This window comes from Oryzicola mucosus, assembly GCF_014534685.1.
GTDB lineage: Bacteria > Pseudomonadota > Alphaproteobacteria > Rhizobiales > Rhizobiaceae > Oryzicola > Oryzicola mucosus.
Window position 1 is genome coordinate 779063 of record NZ_JACVVX010000002.1, and the last position, 21693, is coordinate 800755.

Annotated in this window: 17 protein-coding genes; 9 read left to right on the plus strand and 8 right to left on the minus strand. The window is 60.9% G+C overall.

The features are described 5' to 3' along the window. Positions 1–13: 13 nt before the first annotated feature. From sseA to ICI42_RS10185, 4 genes are all read left to right on the plus strand, one after another. A complete protein-coding gene (gene sseA / locus ICI42_RS10170) occupies positions 14–865 on the plus strand; it encodes a 3-mercaptopyruvate sulfurtransferase (protein WP_188164418.1) in 852 nt (283 codons plus the stop codon). Between the two features lie 2 nt (positions 866–867). Beyond that, a complete protein-coding gene (locus ICI42_RS10175; RefSeq protein WP_188164497.1) occupies positions 868–1455 on the plus strand; it encodes a GNAT family N-acetyltransferase in 588 nt (195 codons plus the stop codon). 99 nt (positions 1456–1554) lie between these two features. Further along, on the plus strand, positions 1555–2112 hold the full coding sequence (locus ICI42_RS10180; protein WP_188164419.1) for an OmpA family protein: 558 nt from the start codon (positions 1555–1557) through the stop codon (positions 2110–2112). A 181-nt stretch (positions 2113–2293) separates the two neighbouring features. After that, positions 2294–2764, plus strand: a complete 471-nt coding sequence (locus ICI42_RS10185) for a DUF1203 domain-containing protein (protein WP_188164420.1) — start codon at positions 2294–2296, stop codon at positions 2762–2764. 233 nt (positions 2765–2997) lie between these two features. On the opposite strand, the gene ald is transcribed toward ICI42_RS10185, so the two are convergent. Beyond that, on the minus strand, positions 2998–4116 hold the full coding sequence (ald, locus tag ICI42_RS10190) for an alanine dehydrogenase (protein WP_188164421.1): 1119 nt from the start codon (positions 4114–4116) through the stop codon (positions 2998–3000). A gap of 147 nt (positions 4117–4263) precedes the next feature. Here ald and ICI42_RS10195 point away from each other — a divergent pair, with 147 nt between their 5' ends. Then, positions 4264–4737, plus strand: coding sequence for an Lrp/AsnC family transcriptional regulator (locus ICI42_RS10195; protein ID WP_188164422.1), 474 nt, complete (start codon positions 4264–4266; stop codon positions 4735–4737). A 109-nt stretch (positions 4738–4846) separates the two neighbouring features. Next, positions 4847–6823 (plus strand): bifunctional 2',3'-cyclic-nucleotide 2'-phosphodiesterase/3'-nucleotidase, encoded by a 1977-nt coding sequence (locus ICI42_RS10200; RefSeq protein ID WP_188164423.1) that lies wholly within the window; start codon positions 4847–4849, stop codon positions 6821–6823. Between the two features lie 41 nt (positions 6824–6864). Here ICI42_RS10200 and ICI42_RS10205 read toward each other — a convergent pair whose 3' ends face one another. From ICI42_RS10205 to ICI42_RS10235, 7 genes are all read right to left on the minus strand, one after another. Continuing rightward, on the minus strand, positions 6865–8121 hold the full coding sequence (locus tag ICI42_RS10205; RefSeq protein WP_188164424.1) for an SAM-dependent methyltransferase: 1257 nt from the start codon (positions 8119–8121) through the stop codon (positions 6865–6867). A gap of 21 nt (positions 8122–8142) precedes the next feature. Beyond that, positions 8143–8985 carry a DUF1365 domain-containing protein gene (locus ICI42_RS10210; RefSeq protein ID WP_188164425.1) on the minus strand — a complete coding sequence of 281 codons (843 nt, stop codon included), beginning with the start codon at positions 8983–8985 and terminating at the stop codon, positions 8143–8145. A gap of 11 nt (positions 8986–8996) precedes the next feature. Then, positions 8997–10322 (minus strand): NAD(P)/FAD-dependent oxidoreductase, encoded by a 1326-nt coding sequence (locus tag ICI42_RS10215; protein WP_188164426.1) that lies wholly within the window; start codon positions 10320–10322, stop codon positions 8997–8999. Continuing rightward, complete coding sequence (locus ICI42_RS10220) at positions 10319–11782, minus strand: cryptochrome/photolyase family protein (RefSeq protein ID WP_188164427.1); 1464 nt, start codon at positions 11780–11782, stop codon at positions 10319–10321. Before ICI42_RS10220 ends, ICI42_RS10215 begins: the two co-directional genes overlap by 4 nt. A 239-nt stretch (positions 11783–12021) precedes the next feature. Further along, positions 12022–12180 (minus strand): DUF1127 domain-containing protein, encoded by a 159-nt coding sequence (locus ICI42_RS10225; RefSeq protein WP_188164428.1) that lies wholly within the window; start codon positions 12178–12180, stop codon positions 12022–12024. Between the two features lie 159 nt (positions 12181–12339). Continuing rightward, positions 12340–12795: a MucR family transcriptional regulator gene (locus tag ICI42_RS10230; RefSeq protein ID WP_188164429.1), complete on the minus strand. Its 456-nt coding sequence runs from the start codon at positions 12793–12795 to the stop codon at positions 12340–12342. Positions 12796–12949: 154 nt separating this feature from the next. Then, entirely contained in the window at positions 12950–15880 is a 2931-nt protein-coding gene (locus ICI42_RS10235) for an Rne/Rng family ribonuclease (RefSeq protein WP_188164430.1), read from the minus strand. Positions 15881–16612: 732 nt separating this feature from the next. Between ICI42_RS10235 and ICI42_RS10240 the strand changes: the two genes are divergently transcribed. The 3 genes from ICI42_RS10240 (at position 16613) to prfB (ending at position 21688) form a co-directional block, all read left to right on the plus strand. After that, positions 16613–17773 (plus strand): N-acetylmuramoyl-L-alanine amidase, encoded by a 1161-nt coding sequence (locus ICI42_RS10240; protein WP_230980270.1) that lies wholly within the window; start codon positions 16613–16615, stop codon positions 17771–17773. A gap of 202 nt (positions 17774–17975) precedes the next feature. Then, a complete protein-coding gene (locus ICI42_RS10245; protein ID WP_188164432.1) occupies positions 17976–20432 on the plus strand; it encodes a penicillin-binding protein 1A in 2457 nt (818 codons plus the stop codon). Between the two features lie 124 nt (positions 20433–20556). Next, positions 20557–21688 (plus strand): peptide chain release factor 2 gene (gene prfB, locus ICI42_RS10250; RefSeq protein ID WP_188164433.1). Its coding sequence is split into 2 segments (ribosomal slippage): positions 20557–20625 and positions 20627–21688, totalling 1131 coding nucleotides; the frame shifts between segments, so codons are not numbered across the junction. The last annotated feature ends 5 nt before the right edge of the window (positions 21689–21693 follow it).

Sequence of the window (21693 nt, forward strand, 5' to 3'; positions counted from 1 at the left end):
GAGTGAGGACAGCATGAGTGAGAAAAGCGCCTTTGTGGTGGATGCGGACTGGCTTCAAAGCCGTCTGGGCACGCCCGGACTGACCATCGTCGATGCTTCGTGGTACCTGCCTGCCGCCAAGCGCGACCCGAATGCGGAATATGAAGCAGGCCACATACCGGGCGCGGTGTTCTTCGATCATGAAGCGGTCAGCGACCCCGAATCGAAGCTGCCGCATACGTTTCCTTCTGCCCTGCATTTCGCCAAGGCCGTTGGCGCCCTGGGCATATCGGCCGACGACACCATCGTCGTCTATGATGGTCCGGGCTATATGTCGGCGCCGCGCGCATGGTGGATGTTCCGCGTCATGGGCGTTTTCCAGGTCTATATTCTCGATGGCGGGCTGGACCGCTGGAAAGCCGAGGGTCGGCCGCTGACGACAGAGGTAACCAAGGTCGCGCCATGCGTGTTCCACGCCGATCTCGACGCTTCCAGCGTCGTTCTGTTGGATGAAATGCGTGAGATCGTCGACAAGGGAGAGGTGCAGGTGGCCGACGCCCGATCGGCAGGACGTTTCGCCGGCGAAGAGCCTGAGCCGCGCGCCGGCCTGCGATCCGGCCATATGCCGGGCGCAAAAAGCGTCCCTTCTTCCAGTCTTTCGAAAGACGGGGAGTTGCTGCCCCTGAACGAATTGCGCGCGGTGCTGGAGACCGCGGGTCTCGATCTGTCCAAGCCGGTGGTCACGTCATGCGGCTCGGGCATTACGGCAGCGGTCATATCCCTGGCATTGCAGTCGTTGGGCCAGAAGGACAATCGTCTCTATGACGGCTCCTGGACCGAATGGGGCAGCCAGGCGGATACGCCGGTCGTGACCGGCAAGGGTTGATGATGGGCCAGATCAATAACGGCGAGCCGATCATCAATGACGGCGAGCCGATTGAGGTGACGGTGACGTTCCTCGAAATGGCGGAGCCCCCGAAGCATTATGCAGCGATGCCGTCCGGTCGGCAGCTCGCGCTGCTGCGCGCAAAAGACATCCCGCTGCATTTCTATCGCTATCTGCAGGATCGGGTCGGGCGGAAATGGCATTGGGTCAACGCGCTGCGGCTGGATGACGAGGAATTGGCCGCTGCGCTGCATCGCGAGGATCGTGACATACGGGTGTTGTATCTCGATGGCGCGCCGGCTGGAATGTTCGACATCAAGCCGCATCCGCATCAGTCGGAAACCGAGATCATGTATTTCGGGCTGATGGATCATGCCACCGGCCAGGGGCTCGGCCGCTGGTTCGTCGGTGCAGCGATCCAGGCCGCATGGGCACAAAATCCCAAGACCGTGATCATCCAGACCTGTACGCTGGACCACCCGGCGGCACTGCCGCTGTATCAGAAAGTCGGCTTCGTTCCGGTGGCGCAGAAGAAGGAGTTTCTCCGCCCGATGAGCTTCCAGGAGCGCTCGATCAGCGTGATGCGCTAATGTTCCCGACTGCCGCCTGAACGTCTCGTTCAGCGCCGATTCATCTGCGATCGGCAATTGTCCACGGCGAAACAACACGTTGCCCTGGAAGGGAATGCCATGATCAATCGCAGATTTTTCGCCGCCGGACTGGTTACTGCCCTCGCGATGCCCTCTATTGCCTTGGCCCAAGCGACGACCCCGTCATCCAGCCAGATCGAGCGGCAATTGGACGCTGCGCCGCGGATGCGGTTGCGCCCGGAGCAACGCGTCACGGTGCAGGAATTCAAGCGTCGGCCCGAACTACGCCGCGCGGCGCCATCGATCAACATCCAGTCGATCAACTTCGCATTTGGCTCAGCCGAAATCCCACGTTCGCAATATGGCAAGGTGGAAACCATCGCCAATGCGTTGAGCCGCATCTTGCGCCGTAATCCTCGGGCGAGGGTTCTCATCGAAGGGCATACAGATGCTGTGGGTTCCGACCATGCCAACCAGGTCCTTTCGGAGAACCGTGCAGAGTCGCTGAAATGGACGCTGGTGCGGTCCTTCGGACTGCCGCCGCGGGCGTTGGAAACGGTTGGCTATGGGGAGCAGTTTCTTCTGGTGCCGACGCCCAATGAAAACTGGCAGAACCGGCGTGTCACATTGCGGCGCTTCGACGATTTCATTCGCTGACGAAGCAGAGCAGGCTCCGCTTGCTTGAGCGGGGCCTGCTCTGTCACCGCTCGTCCTCGTCAGGAGGATGCTGCCGGGCTCGATGCGCTGATCGACTAACGGCTGCGCCGGCATGAAACGGGTGGCCCGAGTCGACGCGGTCATCTAGCTCTGCTCGAAACTATGAGAGCGGAGTCTTCAAATGTCGGTCTTGTTCAAGGCGATTCCTACGGAGTACGCGAAAGCGATTTGGGCTGGTGGCGACGATGCCTACGGCATGCAGCCGGAGCGCCGTGTTTCAGATGGCGACGGGGTTCCATGCAGGCATTGTCTGCGGGACGTGAGGGAGGGGGAAAGCTATCTGCTCTTCGCCTATCGGCCATTTACAAAGCTCCAAGCCTTTGCCGAAACCGGACCGATCTTCCTTCATGCCGACGAGTGCGGACACGCTGGAGACGCCGAGGAGATTCCGGAAATCATGCAAGGCACGCCCGACTTCATCATTCGCGGCTACAGTTGTGACGACCGGATCGTTTACGGCACCGGCGGGGTTGTCGCGACGAAGGAAGTCCCTGCCCGGGCGGGCGCACTGTTGAACCGCGATGACGTCGCCTACGTCCATGTCCGCTCGGCCCGGAACAATTGCTATCAATGCCGGATTGAGCCGCGTTAACGATTTGTTAACCGTTGCGATTCACATTGGTATTCAGCTGTCGCAGTCCCGTTACATTCAGACGGTATAAGGCAGATGTCGATTGGGAAGCCCGACCACGGATGGACTGGCGGGCTTCCCAAACCACGAGGAAGCGGGGTTTTTGCCCCGCTTTTTTGTTGCCCGCGGCATGAAAAAGGCCCGCCAGATACCGACGAGCCTTTGTCGTGTGCAGTCGATGCAAGCCGCCGAGCTTAAGCGGCCATGACCGCCTTCGCCGGTTCCACGAGCTCATAACCCAGTGCATCGGCCACCGCGCGGTTGGTGATGCGACCGCGATGCACGTTGAGGCCGTTGCGCAGATGTACGTCGTCGGCCAGCGCCTTGAGGCCCTTGTTCGCCAGTTGCAAGCCGTAATGCAGCGTGGCGTTGTTGAGCGCATGGGCCGAGGTGACGGGTACGGCGCCGGGCATGTTGGCCACGCAATAGTGGATCACGCCGTCTACCTCATAGGTCGGATCGGCATGGGTGGTGGCATGCGAAGTCTCGAAGCAGCCGCCCTGGTCAATGGCGACGTCAACCAGCACCGAACCCTTCTTCATGCCGCTGAGCATTTCGCGGCTGACGAGCTTGGGCGCAGCCGCACCCGGGATGAGCACCGCACCAACGATGACATCGGCCGAGAAGCATTCTTCCTCCAACGCTTCTACCGTGGAATAGCGGGTGTGGACGCGACCCGCGAAGAGATCGTCGAGCTGGCGCAAGCGGGGAATCGAGCGGTCGAGAATGGTCACGTCTGCGCCCAGTCCAGCGGCCATGCGCGCGGCATGCAAGCCAACGACGCCGCCGCCGATGACGGCAACCTTGCCCGGCAGAACGCCCGGAACGCCGCCTAGCAGCACGCCGCGACCGCCATTGGCTTTCTGCAGCGCGGTGGCCCCGGCCTGGATGGCGAGCCGGCCTGCGACCTCAGACATTGGCGCGAGCAGCGGCAGACCACCGCGCTCGTCGGTCACGGTCTCATAGGCCACGGCGGTGACGCCCGAGGCGAGCAGGCCCTTGGTCTGCTCGGGATCCGGGGCGAGGTGGAGGTAGGTGTAGAGGATCTGGCCTTCGCGCAGCTGCACCCATTCGTTCGGCTGCGGCTCCTTGACCTTAACGATCATGTCCGACCTGGCGAAGACGTCGGCAGCGGTCTTGGCGATGCGGGCGCCAGCGGCGGCATAGGCGCCGTCATCAGCCCCGATGCCGGCGCCGGCGCCGGTTTCGACCAGCACTTCGTGGCCATGCGCCACATATTCGCGCACCGAACCCGGGGTCAGACCGACCCGATACTCATGGTTCTTGATTTCCTTGGGGCAACCTACACGCATACGAGCCTCCCTGCTGCTTGGGTGTTTCCGGTTGCAGCGATTCAACCACGGGGCAGGGTGAAAGTGTTTGCGAATGCGCCTCTTCAAAGCCTATGCTGTCGATGATCCTTGCGCTGAAACGCCCATTCTTCGAAGGAATTTTCGCCGGTGTCGTTGGACAAGATTGATATCGCCATTTTGGACACGCTCCAGAAGGACGGCCGCATCGCCAATACGGCGCTTGCGGAAACGGTCGGCCTGTCCCAATCGGCTTGTTCGCGCAGACTGGATACGCTGGAAAAATCCGGCGTCATCAAGGGCTATCATGCGCGCTTGTCCAACAAGGCGCTCGGCTACCAGATGACGGTGCTGGTGCACATCTCGCTGTCCGGACAGTTCGAGAAAACGCTGTCCGATTTCGAGGCGGCGGTAAAGCGCTGCCCCAACGTGCTGTCCTGCCACCTGATGTCGGGCGAGTACGACTACATCCTGCGCATCGCGGCGAAGGATCTCGCCGACTATGAGCGCATCCACAAGGAATGGCTGTCGGCGATGCCGCATGTCACCAAGATCAACTCGTCCTTCGCGCTGCGCGAGGTGATCGACCGCACGGCAGTTGGGATGAAGCCGGAATTGGGCTGATGTAACCGTATCGGCACGACGCCGACATCGTCCTGTGCTGGACTCGCTGTTGGTTTGGGGCGAAGCTCCGGGTTCGGAGCTATCCTTCCAATCCCACGAGGAGCGAGAGATGAACCAACTGTTCCCGGCCCTGTCGCGGCGGTCATTCCTGGGAGGTGCGGCGGCCAGCACCTTCATCCTGCTGCACCCCTTCTCCGCGCGCGCCCAGGCCAACCAGGCGCATCTTCGCATCATGGAAACGACCGACATCCATGTGAACGTGCTGCCTTACGACTATTATGCCGACAAGCCGAACGACACGATGGGACTGGCGCGCACCGCGTCGCTGATCGACGGCATCCGCAAGGAGGCCACCAACTCCATGCTGGTGGACAATGGCGATCTCATCCAGGGCAGCCCGATGGGCGACTACATCGCCTATGAAAAGGGCATGAAGGACGGCGACATCCACCCCGTGATGAAGGGCATGAACCTGTTGGGCTACGAATGCTCGACGCTGGGCAATCACGAGTTCAACTACGGGCTGTCGTTCCTGGAAAAGGCGCTGGCCGGCGCACAGTTTCCGGTGGTCTGCGCCAATCTGACCAACGGCACACAGCTCGCTGCGAACCCGCGCGACGACAAGCTGTTCCTGAAGCCCTACACGATCGTCGAAAAGAAGCTGAAGGACGGGTCCGGCACTGAGCATCCAATCAAGATCGGCATCATCGGCTTCGTGCCGCCGCAGATCATGGTGTGGGATTCCAAGCATCTGAAAGGCAAGGTTGTTACCCGCGACATTGTGCAGGCAGCCAAGGCCTGGGTGCCCCAGATGAAGGAGGAAGGCGCCGATATCGTGATCGCGCTGTCGCATTCCGGCATCGACGTGAAGCAGAGCGAGATGATGGAAAACGCCTCGTTCTTCCTCGCAGGCGTGGAGGGTATCGACGCGGTCTTTACGGGCCATCAGCATCTCGTTTTCCCCGGTCCGAAGGATTTCGAGGGGCTCGAAGGCGTCGATGCCAAGAACGGCACGCTGCAGGGCAAGCCGGCTGTCATGGCAGGGTTCTGGGGCTCGCATATGGGCCTGATCGATCTGCTGCTGGAACGCGACGGCAATGCCTGGAAAGTCGTGTCTGCGACATCGGAGGCGCGCCCGATCTACAACCGGGTCGAGAACAAGAATGTCGCGACGGTCGAAGATGACCCACGCATCGCTGATGCCTTGAAGGAAGACCACGCGGCAACGCTGGAATATGTGCGCCGTCCGGTCGGCAAGACGTCGGCGCCGCTGCAATCCTATTTCGCTCTCGTGGCCGACGATCCCTCGGTGCAGATCGTGAGCCAGGCACAGACCTGGTACATCGAGGAGCTGCTGGAAGATTCACAGTGGAAAGATCTGCCGGTGCTTTCAGCCGCGGCACCCTTCAAATCGGGCGGCCGTGGCGGGCCGGAATACTATACCGACGTTCCAGCCGGTGACGTTGCCATCAAGAATGTCGCCGACCTCTATCTCTATCCGAACACTGTCCGCGCGGTGGCGATCACGGGTGCGGACGTCAAGGAATGGCTGGAGCGTTCGGCAGGCATCTTCAACAGGATCGAACCGGGCAAGCCCGACCAGCTGCTCATCTCGCCGGACTTTCCGCCCTATAATTTCGACGTGATCGATGGCGTCACCTACAGGATCGACGTGTCGCAGCCGTCGAAATACGACCCCAAGGGCAACGTTCTGGACAATACGGCCAGCCGCATCGTCGACCTGATGTATGACGGCAAGCCGATCGACCCGGCGGCGAAGTTCATCGTCGCCACCAACAACTATCGTGCCGGAGGCGGCGGCAATTTCCCCGGCATCAACGAATCCAAGATTGTGGTCGATGCGCCCGATACCAATCGCGACGTGATCGTGCGGTTCATCATCGAGCAGGGCACCATCAACCCCGCCGCCGATTCCAACTGGTCGTTCGTCCCGGTCGAAGGCGCCACGGTGATCTTCGAAACCGGACCGAAGGCCAAGGATCACATTTCAAGCGTGAAAGCGGTGAAGATCGAACCGGCCGGAGATGGCGAGAACGGCTTCGGTAAGTATAGAATTACGCTTTGATCCTGCGGAAGGCTTCGAGCGCATATAGCGCTCGAAGCTTCTTACGCTTTGTAGAAGACCTGGCGCACGTCGATATATTCGGCGCGGAAACCCGCCTCGCAATAGTGCAGGTAGAACTCCCAGAGCTTCTTGAAGCGCTCGTCGAAGCCGAGCGGCACGATGCGTTCCCATGAGTTCCAGAAGCGCTGCCGCCAGTCGGCCAGCGTGCGGGCATAGTCCTGCGGGAAAATCAGCTCGTTCAGCGGTGCCAGCCCATGCTGGACGCCGAGCGATTTGAGGATCGACGGTGTCGGCAGCATGCCGCCGGGAAAGACATAGCGCTGGATGAAATCGGGGCGCTTGCGGTAGATCGGGAAGGCCTGTTCGTTGATGGTGATGATCTGAAAACCGGCCGTGCCGCCCGGGTTGAGGCAGGAGCGCACCTTGGAAAAGAAGGTCGACCAGTATTTCTCGCCCACCGCCTCGAACATCTCGATGGAAGCGATGCGGTCGTAGCGCGCGGTCTCGTCGCGATAGTCCTGCAGCTTGATCTGAACCTTATCGGCAAGCCCGGCCTTCTGGATTCGTGCCTGGGCAAAGTCGAACTGTTCGCGGCTGATGGTTAGTGCTGTCACCTTGCAACCGATTTCCCGTCCGGCGAATTCGGCAAAGCCGCCCCAGCCGCAGCCGATCTCCAGAACGCTGTCTTCCTGGCGGATGCCGAGGCCACGGGCCAGGGCGCGGTATTTCTCCGCCTGGGCGCCTTCGAGATCGTTGGCGCCCGTCTCATAAAGGGCAGAGGAATAGGTCATGCTCGGATCGAGCCATTCGCGGTAGAACGCGTTGCCCAGATCGTAATGGGCGGAGATGTTGCGCTTGGAGCCGGTGCGGGTGTTCTCGTTGAGCCAGTGGCGAATGCGCTGGACGGTGTTCAGGAACCAGTTGCTGCCGCCGGCAAGGCGTTCGCCGGTTTCGCTGTTGACGACGAACAATTCGAGGAAAGTCGTGACGTCCGGGCTTTCCCAGTCGCCGTCCATATAGGATTCGGCGATGCCGATCGTGCCGCCCGAAAAGGCGCGCACCGGCAATTTCCAGTTATGCAGGACGATCTGGGCCTCCGGGCCCGGCTCCTTGCCTTCAACGCGCACCTGGCGTCCGTCTGGCATTTTTACCTGAAGCGAACCGCAGGGAAGGCCGATGGCTGCGGTCAGCACCATGCGCGCCTTCATCGGCAGGCCCTTGACGACTTGTGCAACGTTGCTGCTGTCGAGCACGATCACGTCGTCTCGGGCACCCTCAGTCAAATTTCCACCTGCCATATCCCATCCCTCGCAAGCGGTTCACTCACCGGGTTCAACGCAGCGGGCATCCCTATGGCTGACCGTCGCGGGTGGCGCCGGGCTTTTGTGGAACCTGGCTCCCTTCAGCCAGAGTTTCAGTGCTTCCCAGTGAATCCCCGCCATGATCTTCCATGTCATCAGAGGAAACTTCAAGAGACATAGCAACAAGTTGCCTGTGCCAAGGACCTTTGCTGTGCCGGCAAAGGTCGCCGACAGAACCGGATCGCAGCCCTCGGTCTCGTGAATGCGCAATTTGACCGTCTCGCCGGGCGGCATGACGCGGAAATGGTAGCGCGCATCCATCCCGATGAAGGGCGAGACATGGAAAATCTTGGCGCGCGTCTGGCGGACGCCTGCCTCGGTGAGATCACCGGGCCGAATCGGCGCGACGTAGCTGTGCCGCTCGCCAAAGGTGTTGCGTACGGCGTAGACAAGGGCCGTCAGCGTGCCATCGGCGTCATAGGCGAAATAGACCGAGATCGGATTGAAGGTGTAGCCGAACAGTCTGGGGTAACACAGGAGGAGGATGCGGGCGGGCCGTTCCAGACCGGCACCGGTCAGAAGGCGGTCGGCATAGCCGCGTACCGTCTCTTCATCGCGTTCGATGTGATCCTTCTCCCAGAATGAAAAAATGCCGCTGCTGTTGACCGACAGCAGAGGCGATGCCCGGCCCAGTTCGTCGAGCCTGTCAATATCGACCAGCAGCGAAAACACGGAATAGACGAAGCGATGGCCGAACGGCTTCAGGCGCGCATGCATGACCTCGCCGGGATAGAGCGTGCCCGCTGCCTGTGGCGGCGGGCCGTTGTCCCGAAGCGTCGTGATGCGCTGGTGCCTGGCCATGGCTATATCCGCTACTCCGCGGCCAGTGCTTGAACCGATGAACGCCAGGGCACCTGGGCGCCAAGTGCGGCGGCGGCATCGAGGCCCGATCTCAAGCCGTCCTCATGGAAGCCGTAACCCGTCCAGGCGCCGGCATAGTAGGTGTTGCGCTGCCCCTGAATGCCGCGCAGGCGCTGCTGGGCTGCAAGGGCTGCCGCATCGAACTGCGGATGATCGTAGACCCATTCGCCAAAGGTCAGATTGGCTGCGGGTTCGACCGCCGGATTGAGCGAGACGAAGAGCGGCATCGATGGGTCGATATGCTGCAGCCGGTTCATCCAGTAGGTGACGCAGACCTCCGATTCGCCGTCGCCCTTTGAACTGCGGAGATAGTTCCAAGCCGCCCAGGCCTGGCGGGATTTCGGCATGAGGCTGGTGTCGCGATGCAGGATGACGCGGTTGGGCCGGTATTTGACCGCGCCAAGACTATCCGATTCGGTGCTGGAAGGGTCGCCCAGCATGGCCAGCGCCTGGTCGCTATGGCAGGCGAAGATCACCTGGTCGAAGCGCTCGGCGTGGCCGTCTCCATGCCAAAGCGTGACGCCATACGCATCGCGCACCACCGAGCGGACCGGAGACGACAGGCGGAGGCGGTCGCCGAGCGGAGCAAGCAGTTTGGCGAGATAAGTTGCCGAGCCGTTGCGGACGGTTTTCCATCTCGGCCGCTCACGATGGATCAGGCGATGGTTTTCGAAGAAGCTGATGAAGGTCTCAGCGGGGAAATCCAGCATCTTGATACGTGGCGTGGACCAGATCGCAGCCGCCATCGGGATGAGGTAGTTGTCGCGGAAGGAGGATGAAAACTTCTTCTTCTCGATATATTCGCCGATCGTGTGCTGCAAGAGCAGGCCGGACTCGCGGTCGACCACGCATTCGCGGTTGAAGCGCAGGATCTCGCGCAACATCCACAGGAAGGACGGCGAGAAGAAATTGCGCTTCTGGGCGAAGATCGAACTAAGGCTGGCGCCCGACCATTCCAGCTTGCCGCCGTCAAGCGACAGCGAAAAGCTCATCTCGGTTTCCTGCGTCTCGACGTCGAGATGCTCAAACAGTGCGGTCAGTTCAGGATAGTTCAGCGTGTTGTAGACGATGAAACCGGTGTCGACGGAAACGGGCCTGCCATCGTAATCGATATCGACGGTTGCGGTATGGCCGCCCGGACGCGCGGCAGCCTCGAACAGGGTGACATCGGCGGTTGGGTGAAGCGCCCAGGCGGCGGATGCTCCACTTATGCCGGAGCCGATCACCGCGATCTTGTTGCGATTGCCATGTCCGCGATGTATCGGCGCCACGTTCATGAGGGTCCCTTCAGACGCTTATAGAGTTGCAGAGCGCGGTCACGCGCCTTTTTGTGATCGACTACAGGTACGGGATAATTCGTGCCGAGTTTCACGCCGGCGGCATCGAGAACGTCTTTTGATGCAGCCCACGGGCTGTGGATGTATTTGTCCGGCAGTTCGGAAAGTTCCGGCACAAAACGTCTGATGTAATCGCCCTTCGGATCGAACTTTTCACCCTGGAGAATCGGATTGAAGATGCGGAAATAGGGCGACGCATCGGCACCAGACCCCGCCACCCACTGCCAGCTTGCGGCGTTGTTGGCTGGATCGGCATCGACCAGCGTATCCCAGAACCAGGCCTCGCCCTTTCGCCAGTCGACCAGCAGGTGCTTGATCAGGAACGACGCGGTGATCATCCGCACGCGGTTGTGCATCCAGCCGCTCTGCCAGAGTTGGCGCATGCCCGCATCGACGATGGGATAGCCGGTCTGGCCTTTCTGCCAGGCTTTCAACAGCTTGCCGTCATTCTCCCAGGCGAAGGCGTCGAAGCTGGGGTTGAAGTTCTGCGTTGCCAGGTCCGGGTTGTGGAACAGCAGATGGTAGGAGAATTCGCGCCAGCCGACCTCTTTGCGGAACGTGTCGACATCGCCGGTCGGGGCGTCGATCGTCTTCGATCGAAGGGCACGAAAGATTTGAAAGGGCGTAATTTCGCCGAAGGCGAGATGGGGTGAAAGCCGCGACGTGCCATTCACCGAGGGAAGGTCGCGTCGTTCCGCATACCCCTTGATCGCGTCGCCCAGAAAATCGTCGAGCCGTGCACGCGCCGCGGTTTCTCCTGGGGTCCAAGCCTCGCGGATACGCTTCGCCCAATCAGGCGCGGTTGGCAGGAGGTTCCAGTCCTTGAGATCGTCCGACGCCAGTTTTCTGGGATAGGGTTTCAGCGCCTTTGGGGCATCCACGGGATCGCGGGGTTCGATATGGCCGGAGAGAGAGCGCCAGAACGGTGTGAAAACCTTATAGGATGTGCCGCCGCCGGTCTTGGTCAGCGACGGCTCATGCAGCAAGTGGCCGTCAAAGCTTTCGACGTGGAGACCCCGGTTACGCAGGTCGAGCTTCAAGGACGAATCGAGCTCTATGCAGGCCGGATCGTAACGGCGATTCCAGAACACGGCTGTCGCGCCGGTTTCTTCGATCAGAGTGTGGAGCGTCGTGGCGGTCGGCCCAGCCTGCAGGACAAGATGAGCGCCAAGCTTTTGAAGCGCGCCGGCCAACTCGGAAAGGGAGTGATGCAGCCACCAGAGGCGGGCGGCGCCGAGATCGCGCCGGGCCGGTTCCCTGTCGCGGATATAGACGGGGATGACCGGCGCGCCGGTGTCGGCTGCGGCTGAAAGCGCTCGATTGTCGTGGATTCGAAGATCATCCCTGAACAGGATGAGGACCGGACGGGGCTGCGCTTTTGTCTGCTCGTCTCGTACCATTGTCCCCGCGCCGAATGTCGTTGATGCAACGGATCATTGTACGTGGAGACGGCGAAAACGGATTGTCGGCGGGGACGACAAGCGCGCAGGACTAAGGTTTCCGGTGACGGAAAGATCGGGCGGCGTTGTAATTCTACGCTGACCACGGTGCGCCGGCAAAGCGCGTCGCCCAAAACAAAAACGAGCCCCCGACAGTGTCGGAAGAGCCCGTTTGCTTGTGCCTTTTCAATGAGGCTGTATCAGCCGAACCGTGCGGCGCGCGCCGAGGCCTTGGCGACAAAGCGGATGTCGGAGCGTTGGATGCCGAGATCGCTGAGATCGCGGTTGGTGCAACGGCTCAACTCGTCGACTGTCTGCCGATAGAGGCGCCATTCGCGGAACTTGGTACGGATACTCATGATCGTTCTCTGTCTCTTTTAGAACAATCCTCCCGTTCGCCAAAATAGCAATTTCGGTTGCAACGAAAAGCGCTGATGCTGCATGGCAGCAATGCGTTTTGTGCGACGCAATAAAAAACCCCGGCGAACCGGGGTTTCGTTAAATGACACAGGCTGGCGTTACTTCGCTTTCGCGGCGCGCGTCTTCTTCGGTGCCGGCTCGGGTTCCGGTTCGGCAACCGAGGCTTTCCCGAGGCCCAATTGCTTGGCGAGTTCGGAGCGGCGCGCGGCATAGCTCGGCGCAACCATCGGATAGTCCTTGGGCAGGCCCCATTTCGTACGGTAAGCCTCGGGCGTAAGACCGTAGTGAACCGCCAGATGCCGTTTCAAGGATTTGAACTTCTTTCCATCTTCCAGGCAGACGATGTGATCGTTCTGGATGGATTTCTTGGGATTCACGGCGGGAACAAGCGGTTCCACGGGCGTCTCGGCCGGACTGGAAAGCGCTGCGATCGAGGCATTCACACTTGCGATCAACTCGGGCAGGGCTGACGCCGGCAACTGGTTCTTTTCAACATACGCGCTGACGATGTGAGCCGTCAGTTCCAGGATATCAGCCTTGCTTTCGGCACTCATCTTGTTTTCTCCATTCTGGTGTCATCGGACTCAAGGCGCAAATCCTCGAATATTCTGACTCTCTACGAATAGAGAAAAGAAACGGATCACACAAAAACACGAGAAATGCGAAAGTTACCCTACTTTTTTCGCAGGGTAACTTTCGCTTCGTATCTCAGAAGAATCCTCGGCGTTGCCACCAGCCACCCTTCTTAGGTTTTTCTTCACCGGTCTCTTCGGATTGTTCTTCTACGACCTGAGGTTGTTCAACCTCCGCCGGTTGTTCAGCTTGGGCAGCAGCTTCAGTTGCCTCGGCTTGGACTGTTGTGTCCTCAGCCTCGGCTTGGGCTGCTGCTTCCTCGACCGCCGGCTCCGCTTCCTTGGTCGTCTTGCGCCGTGTCGCGCGGCGTTTGGCAGGCTTTGCGTCCTCGGCCGGAGCTTCTTCCGCTTCTGCAGCCGTTGCTTCGCCAGGAACCGTTTCTGCTACGGCCTTTTTGCTCCGCGTGCTGCGGCGGGGCTTCTTGACCGGTTCGGCTGGCTTTTCTTCCTCGGCAGGCTCGGTGGAAACGACTTCGATATCGGTCGCCTCCACTTGGACTTCGGCAACAGGCTCTGCGTCGACGGCGGACTCTTCTTCCGCAGCCGAAACGTCCTGATCGGCCGAAGCATCGTCGCCGTTTTCGGACAGTGCATCGTCGTCGCGACGATTGCGCTTTCCGCCGCGTTTGCCACGGCGACGCTTCTTCACACCTTCACCGTCCGAAGCCTCAGCGTCGTCGCCGGCCTTGATCTCCTGCTCGTCCGCCTGGCTCTCGGCGTTGCCGTCCGCGTCATCGTCCGAAACTTCACCAGTCGTAAGCGTCTGGTTTGGCTCGGTCGTTGCGGCATCGTCACGATCGCGACCGCCGCGCCGACGCCGACGGCGCTTGCGTTTGCGGTTGGCGTCGCCATTGGCCTGCTGCGGCGCCGAGGACTGCGGCTGCGCCTTGACGGGCTGCTCTTCAGCTTCCTCTTCGGCCTCAACCTCGACGATTTCTTCGTCTTCGATCTCGGGCTCTTCATAAGTGACCAAAGTGGGCACTTCGGTGGTCAGCGGCTTTTCGGCAACTGCCCCGCGCAGGATCGCGTGGTGGGCCGCGCCGACGGTCTCATCGGGCTCCAATGTGATCGTCACCGCAAAGCGCTTCTCGAGATCGACCAGCGAACTGCGCTTGTGATTGAGAATGTAGAGTGCCGTTGCGACGGGCGTCTTGACTGTGATGTGGTGACGCGAATCCTTCAGCAGGGATTCCTCGATGGCGCGGACGACAAGCAGCGCCACCGACGAATCCGACCGGACGTGGCCAGTTCCGCCGCAATGCGGGCAGGGCTTCATCGTGCTTTCGAGCACGCTGGCGCGAATGCGCTGGCGGGACATTTCGAGCAGGCCGAAATGCGAAATGCGTCCCACCTGGATGCGCGCGCGATCGTTTTTCAGGCAGTCCTTCATCTTCTTCTCGACAGCCCGGTTGTTCCGGTTCTCTTCCATGTCGATGAAGTCGATGACGATCAGGCCGGCAAGGTCGCGCAGCCGTAACTGGCGGGCAACCTCTTCGGCTGCCTCCAGATTGGTGTGCAGCGCCGTCTCCTCGATGGAATGCTCCTTGGTGGAGCGACCGGAGTTGACGTCGATGGCAACCAGGGCTTCGGTCTGGTTGATGATGATGTAGCCGCCAGACTTGAGCGTCACCTGGGGTTGCAGCATGCGGTCGAGCTGGGCTTCGATGCCGCTGCGCACCAGGATCGGTGTCGTGTCGCGGTAGGGCTGCACGACCTTTGCGTGGCTCGGCATGAGCATGCGCATGAAGTCCTTGGCCTCGCGATAGCCTTCCTCGCCGGAAACAAGGATTTCGTCGATATCCTTATTGTAGAGGTCGCGTACGGACCGCTTGATCAGGCTGCCTTCTTCATAGACGAGGGCAGGAGCCGACGACTGCAGCGTCAGCGTCCTGACATTCTCCCACAGGCGCATCAGATATTCGTAGTCGCGCTTGATCTCCGCCTTGGTGCGGCTTTCGCCGGCGGTGCGCAGAATGACGCCCATGCCCTTCGGCACTTCCAGTTCAGCGACGACTTCCTTGAGGCGCTTGCGGTCCTGCGCATTGGTGATCTTGCGCGAGATGCCGCCACCGCGCGCGGTGTTGGGCATCAGCACCGAATAACGGCCTGCGAGCGACAGATAGGTCGTCAGCGCAGCGCCCTTGTTGCCGCGCTCTTCCTTGACCACCTGAACCAGGAGGATCTGGCGGCGCTTGATGACTTCCTGGATCTTGTAATGACGGCGGACAGGACGGCGACGGTCGCGCGCTTCTTCGATGGCGTCTTCGGCGCCGACAGACTCGATCTCATGGTCGTCGTCGTTGGACGAGGAGATTTCCTCGACGGTGCCGTGGTTGACCTCGTCGGATTCCTGCTTGTCGCCGCGCGGCGCTTCCGAAATTTCATCGACTTCGACAGCCGCGGCTATCGATTTTGGTCCCGACGTCTCGCCGTCGTCGGAAGACGGTTCGTCATTGCCGGACTGCCCGTCACCGTCAGGCTGGTCCGAATCGCCGGCAGGCGCCGCCTCGTTGCTCTCTGCGGCTACATCCAGAACGGTGTCGTCGGTTTCGCCTGGCGTCGCCTCGGCATTTCCATCTGAGTCCGATTCGGAAGCGTCCGACGCTTCGGCTGGCTTGTTCTCGTCTTCGCTCCGGCCGCGATTGCGTCCACGCCGCTTGTTGCGGCGTCCGCGTCCACGGTCTTCGCCGTCTTCGTCTTCGGCGTCCTCATCCTCGGCTTCCTGCGCCTCGGCGCGCAAAAGCGCCTGACGGTCCGCTACCGGGATTTGATAGTAGTCGGGATGGATTTCGCTGAAAGCCAGAAAGCCGTGGCGATTGCCGCCATATTCGACAAAAGCGGCTTGGAGGGATGGTTCAACACGGGTGACCCGCGCCAGGTAGATATTGCCTTTTAATTGCTTTTTGTCTTGTGACTCAAAATCGAATTCTTCGATTCTGTTACCGCGCGTGACGACAACGCGGGTCTCCTCCGGGTGGGAGGCGTCGATCAGCATCTTGTTGGCCATTATTGATTTTCCTCCCGGCAGGCATGGCGAAAGGGCGACGGGCATAAGCCGGTCGCCTTGATTCAGCCGTGTTGTGCGTGCCGGACATTGTAGTGCCCGCAGGTCGCTGGAGAAGCGTCAGGACGGTTCCGCCCGCAGCCACCATGGCGCGGTTCTGTGCGGACCTTCTCCTGTATGCTCCTAGAGCCATTGCGTAACCTTGCGGCACCTTCTTTTGATCCAAAGCCCGGAAATCCGGACCAGCTATTGTGCTCGTACTGAGCCGGCTCGGAACACATCCGGCCGTTTTCCTCGCGCAGGCTTTCCTCTGCCAAAGAGAAAGGCTTGCGAAATTCTTTGTGATGGCTGCACTTCGATGAAGTATTCGAAGCGGACCGCTCGCACCTTCATCGCTTTCCGCCGAAAGCCAAGGTCGAATGATTGCAGTCATCCACCATCGCTTTTATGGTTTGATCGGTTCGAAGGCAACCCCCGTTTGGATGCCGGCAAATTGGGCAGGGTATCCTGCGTCCCACGCCGAAAAGGGTTGTTAACCTTCTTTGATTACCTGTCATTAATCGACCCCGCCGTGGTAATGTCCGATGGAAACTGCAGAAGTTTCGGCGGCTTCCACGCATTGCGCAATCTTTGTACGGAGCTTCGACAGTGACTATCGGCTTTGCCGCTGTTGAACGGAACGAAATGACAGGGGTGTCGCGATTCCTGTCATGGGTGTTTGTGCTGCTTGCCTTCATGTTCGGCGCTGCCACAACGGCGCATGCGCAGGACGCCCGGCTGATCGATTACAAGATGGCGGGCGATGCGACGCGCATGCGCATCGTCATGAATTTCGACCGTGAGCCCGAGCCGAAGTGGTTTCTTTTGCGCAGCCCGCACCGGCTGGTCATCGATCTTCCAGGCTCCCAGCTGGTCATCGATCCCCAACAGCTCAAGCCGCGCGGTCTTGTGGCCGGTGTGCAGTACGGCAAGCTCGACGACAGCGTTTCGCGGCTGGTCCTGGCGGGCAAGGGGCCTTTTTTGGTCGACAAGATCGACGTGCTGCAAAATGAGGGCGCGCCGGGCTACCGAATCGTGGCCGATATTGCCGCGGCTTCGAACGCGGAGTTCGAATCCGCCCTTGCCATCCAGGCAGCGACCACCGGATCGACTGTCAGCACGCCCAAGACGGCGCGGGTCGGCACCGACGCTCCCGTGGCGGCAAAGCCGTTCACCATCGTCATCGATCCCGGCCATGGCGGTATCGACGGCGGCGCGGAAGGCCCGAGCGGGACCGTCGAAAAGGACATCACGCTCGCCTTTTCCCGTCAGCTCAAGGAGCGGCTCGAGTCGGTCGGCGCCTACAAGGTCGAACTGACCCGCGACGGCGACGAGTTCCTGAGGCTCGACGACCGCGTTCGCATCGCCCGGCAGGCGGGAGCCGATCTGATGATCTCCGTTCATGCGGATACCATCCGCCTCAAGGGCATTCGCGGCGCCACGGTCTATACCATGTCGGACAAGGCGTCCGATGCCGAGGCGCAGGCGCTGGCAGACCGAGAAAACCTGTCCGATGCGTTGGCAGGTGTCGATATAGCGGAAGAAAACCACGCTGTTTCCGACATCCTCATCGACCTCATCCGGCGGGAAACGCATACGTTTTCGATAAAGTTCGCGCGCCTTCTGGTGGGAGAGTTGTCCAACTCAATCGGGATGATCAACAATCCGCACCGCTCTGCTGGCTTCCGCGTGCTGAAGGCGCCTGACGTGCCGTCCGTCCTTGTCGAACTCGGCTACCTCTCCAATACGGAAGACGAGGAACGGCTTCGCAATCCTGAATGGCGCAGCAAGGCGTCCGACAGCATCGCCAATGCAGTACAAGGCTTCGTCGCCGGGCTGCAGCGCGCCGGCGGCTGATAAAAAACGCCCGCCACGGCGTTGCAGTTTGGGCACAGCGACCGGTTTAGTGGTATAGATTCGTCGGCGCGTTGCGGCATTTGCCGCATTTTGCCCACAAGAGCGCTCCAAAGCAGCTTAAAGCGTGGAGCGCGAAAAGCCGGCAGCTTGTGCATATGCCGGCTTTGTTTAGGGAATCCGCGGACCACGGACTGGAGCGGGCATGATTCGTCTTATCGGATATTTCTTCGGCATCGGGATAGCGCTGGGGCTTTTGGCCGCCGCGGGCGTCGCGCTTTATGTCGGCAACCTGAGCAAGGAGTTGCCCGATTATGAGGTGCTGGCCAATTACGAGCCGCCGGTAACGACACGCATTCACGCATCGGATGGTGGCCTGATGGGCGAATTCGCCCGGGAACGCCGCCTCTATCTGCCGATTCAGGCCGTGCCCGACCGCGTCAAGGCCGCGTTCCTGTCGGCGGAAGACAAGAGCTTCTACAGCCATCCCGGCGTCGACGTGCCCGGTCTCGTCCGCGCCGTGCTGACCAATTTCCAGAATGTCGGCTCGGGCCGGCGTCAGGTCGGTGCGTCGACCATCACCCAGCAGGTGGCGAAGAACTTCCTGCTGTCGTCGGACCAGACCTATGAGCGCAAGATCAAGGAAATGATCCTGTCGTTCCGCATCGAGCAGGCCTATTCCAAGGACCGCATTCTGGAGCTGTATCTCAACGAGATTTTCTTCGGCCTCGGATCCTACGGCATCGCGTCAGCCGCATTAACCTATTTCGATAAGTCGGTGAACGAACTCACGCTTTCGGAAGCCGCCTATCTGGCAGCCCTGCCGAAAGGGCCGAGCAACTACCATCCTTTCCGCCAGACCGACCGCGCGCTGGAACGCCGCAACTGGGTCATCGGCCAGATGCAGGAAAACGGCTACGTGTCGCGCGAGGAAGCTGCCAAGGCGCAGGCCGAGCCGCTTGGCGTCACCGGCCGCGGCGTCGGCGGCTATGTCTTCGCGGGCGAATATTTCACCGAGGAAGTCCGCCGCGAGATCATCGCCCGCTATGGCGAGAACTCGCTCTATGAGGGCGGCCTGTCGGTTCGCACCACGCTCGACCCGCATCTGCAGATATTCGCCCGCAAGGCGATGCAGGACGGCCTGCTCAAATACGATACGTTGCGCGGCTATCGCGGGCCTGTGACCAACATCGACGTCTCTGGCGACTGGGGCAAGGCGCTCGGCGAGGTCAAGGGGCTCTCGGACGTGCCGGAATGGCGGGTCGCGGTGGTGCTGGACAGTGCAAAGGCGGGGCTCGACATCGGACTTCAGCCGAAGCGCGACGGCTCGGGCGCTCTTGTGAAGGATCGTGAGACCGGCACCGTCGCGGCTGCGGACATGAGCTTTGCCATGCGCAACAATGTCGGCGGCAAGCTGGTTCGGGCGAATTCCCCGGCCGACGTGCTGAAACCGGGCGATGTCATCTTCGTGCAGCCGAAGGAAGGTGCGAAGGGCTCCTATATTCTGCGGCAGGTTCCCGAAGTGTCGGGCGGCATGGTGGTGATGGACCCGCATACCGGCCGCGTGCTGGCAATGGTCGGTGGCTTCTCCTTCGCGCAGTCTGAGTTCAACCGCGCCACCCAGGCGATGCGGCAGCCCGGCTCTTCGTTCAAGCCGGTCGTCTATGCGGCCGCGCTCGACAATGGCTACACGCCCGCCTCGGTCATCATGGACGGACCGATCACCATTCGCGTCGGCAACACCACCTGGTCGCCGAAGAACTATGACGGCAAGGCCGCCGGCCCTTCGACCCTGCGCGCAGGCATCGAGCGTTCGCGCAATTTGATGACCGTTCGCCTCGCCAACGACATGGGCATGAAGACCGTTGCTGAGTATGCCGAGCGTTTCGGCGTCTACGACAAGCTCGGACAGTATCTGCCGATGGCGCTGGGTTCCGGTGAAACCACGGTGATGCGCATGGTTTCGGCGTATTCCGTGATGGCCAATGGCGGACGCCAGATCAAGCCGTCGCTGATCGACCGTATCCAGGACCGCTACGGCAAGACCGTTTTCAAGCATGACGAGCGTGGCTGCGAAGGCTGCGTGGCGACAGAGTGGAACGGGCAGGACGAGCCGGAACTGATCGACAATTCCGAGCAGGTGCTCGATCCGATGACCGCCTACCAGATCACCTCGATGATGGAAGGCGTCGTGCAGCGCGGTACGGCAACGACGCTTCTGGAGCTGAAGCGTCCGATCGCGGGCAAGACCGGGACGACAAACGACGAGAAGGATGCCTGGTTCATCGGCTATACGCCGAACATGGTCGTCGGTCTCTATATCGGCTACGATCAGCCGCGTTCGCTCGGCAAGGGCACGACCGGCGGCGGCCTCTCCGCGCCGATCTTCAAGGAATATATGACCGACGCCATGAAGGGCGTGCCTCCCGTGGAGTTCCAGGTGCCGGAAGGCATGACGGTGATCTCCATCAACCGCAAGACCGGCATGCGCGCCGGCGAGGGCGACGGTGGCACCATCATGGAAGCCTTCAAGCCGGGCACCGGCCCCGCCGACAGCTATTGGGTCATCGGCATGGGCGAAGACGGCAGCAGCGGCTATGGGGCGGATCTTTCGCCGCAGGCCAGCAAGGCCATCAACGAAGGCGGCGGCGGCCTCTACTGATCGCGAAAAACTTAGCCATGGCGGGACGGGTCGTTCCGCCATTTTGCTTTACAGGCGAGGGCGCCATGCCTATGGTCCGCGCCGACACCAAATCCCCCTCAATCACGGGAAGATAGAGCCAGCCATGCGCGCGGAAACGCAGAACCTTGTCGACGAAATCAAGCAGGCTATTGGCTTGCTGAGGAGGCATCTTTGACTGGGATCAGGCCATAAAGAGGCTTGAATACCTGAACATGCGTGCCGAGGACGCGAGCCTCTGGAACGATCCGCAGGAAGCCCAGAAGCTGATGCGCGAGCGCCAGTCGCTCGATGACAATATCCGGTCCATCAATGGTCTGAGCCAGGGATTGGAGGATAATATCGGCCTCATCGAGCTTGGCGAGGAAGAGGGCGACCAGAGCGTCATCGAAGAGGCTGAGGCGGCGATCCGTTCGATGTCCGGCGAGATCAAGGCACGGCAGATCGAGAACCTCCTGTCGGGCGAAGCCGATTCGAACGATACCTATCTCGAGGTTCACGCCGGCGCAGGCGGCACGGAAAGCCAGGACTGGGCCAACATGCTGCTGCGCATGTATACCCGCTGGGCGGAAAGACGACGCTTCAAGGTCGAGGTCCTGGAAGTCCATGACGGCGAGGAGGCTGGAATCAAGTCCGCTACCTTGGTGATCCGTGGTCACAATGCCTATGGCTGGCTGAAAACGGAATCGGGCGTGCACCGGCTGGTGCGCATCTCGCCCTATGACAGCAATGCGCGTCGCCACACCTCGTTCTCGTCGATCTGGGTCTATCCGGTGATTGACGATTCCATCGAGATCGACGTCAACGAATCCGATGTCCGGATCGACACCTACCGGGCGTCTGGTTCGGGCGGCCAGCACGTCAACACGACGGATTCGGCAGTGCGCATCACGCATATCGCGACCGGCATCGCGGTGGCCTGCCAGGCGGAGCGTTCGCAGCACAAGAACAAGGCAAAGGCCTGGGAAATGCTGCGGTCGCGCCTGTATGAGGAAGAACTGAAGAAGCGCGAAGCGGTGGCCAACGCCACGGAAGCTTCCAAGACCGATATCGGCTGGGGGCACCAAATCCGCTCCTACGTTCTGCAGCCCTACCAGCTCGTGAAGGATTTGCGGACGGGCATGGAAAGCACAAGCCCGTCCGATGTGCTCGATGGCGACCTCGACGAGTTCATGGAAGCATCGCTCGCGCATCGGATCGAAGGCGGCGCTTCCCCGGCCATCGAAGACATCGCCTGATCCTA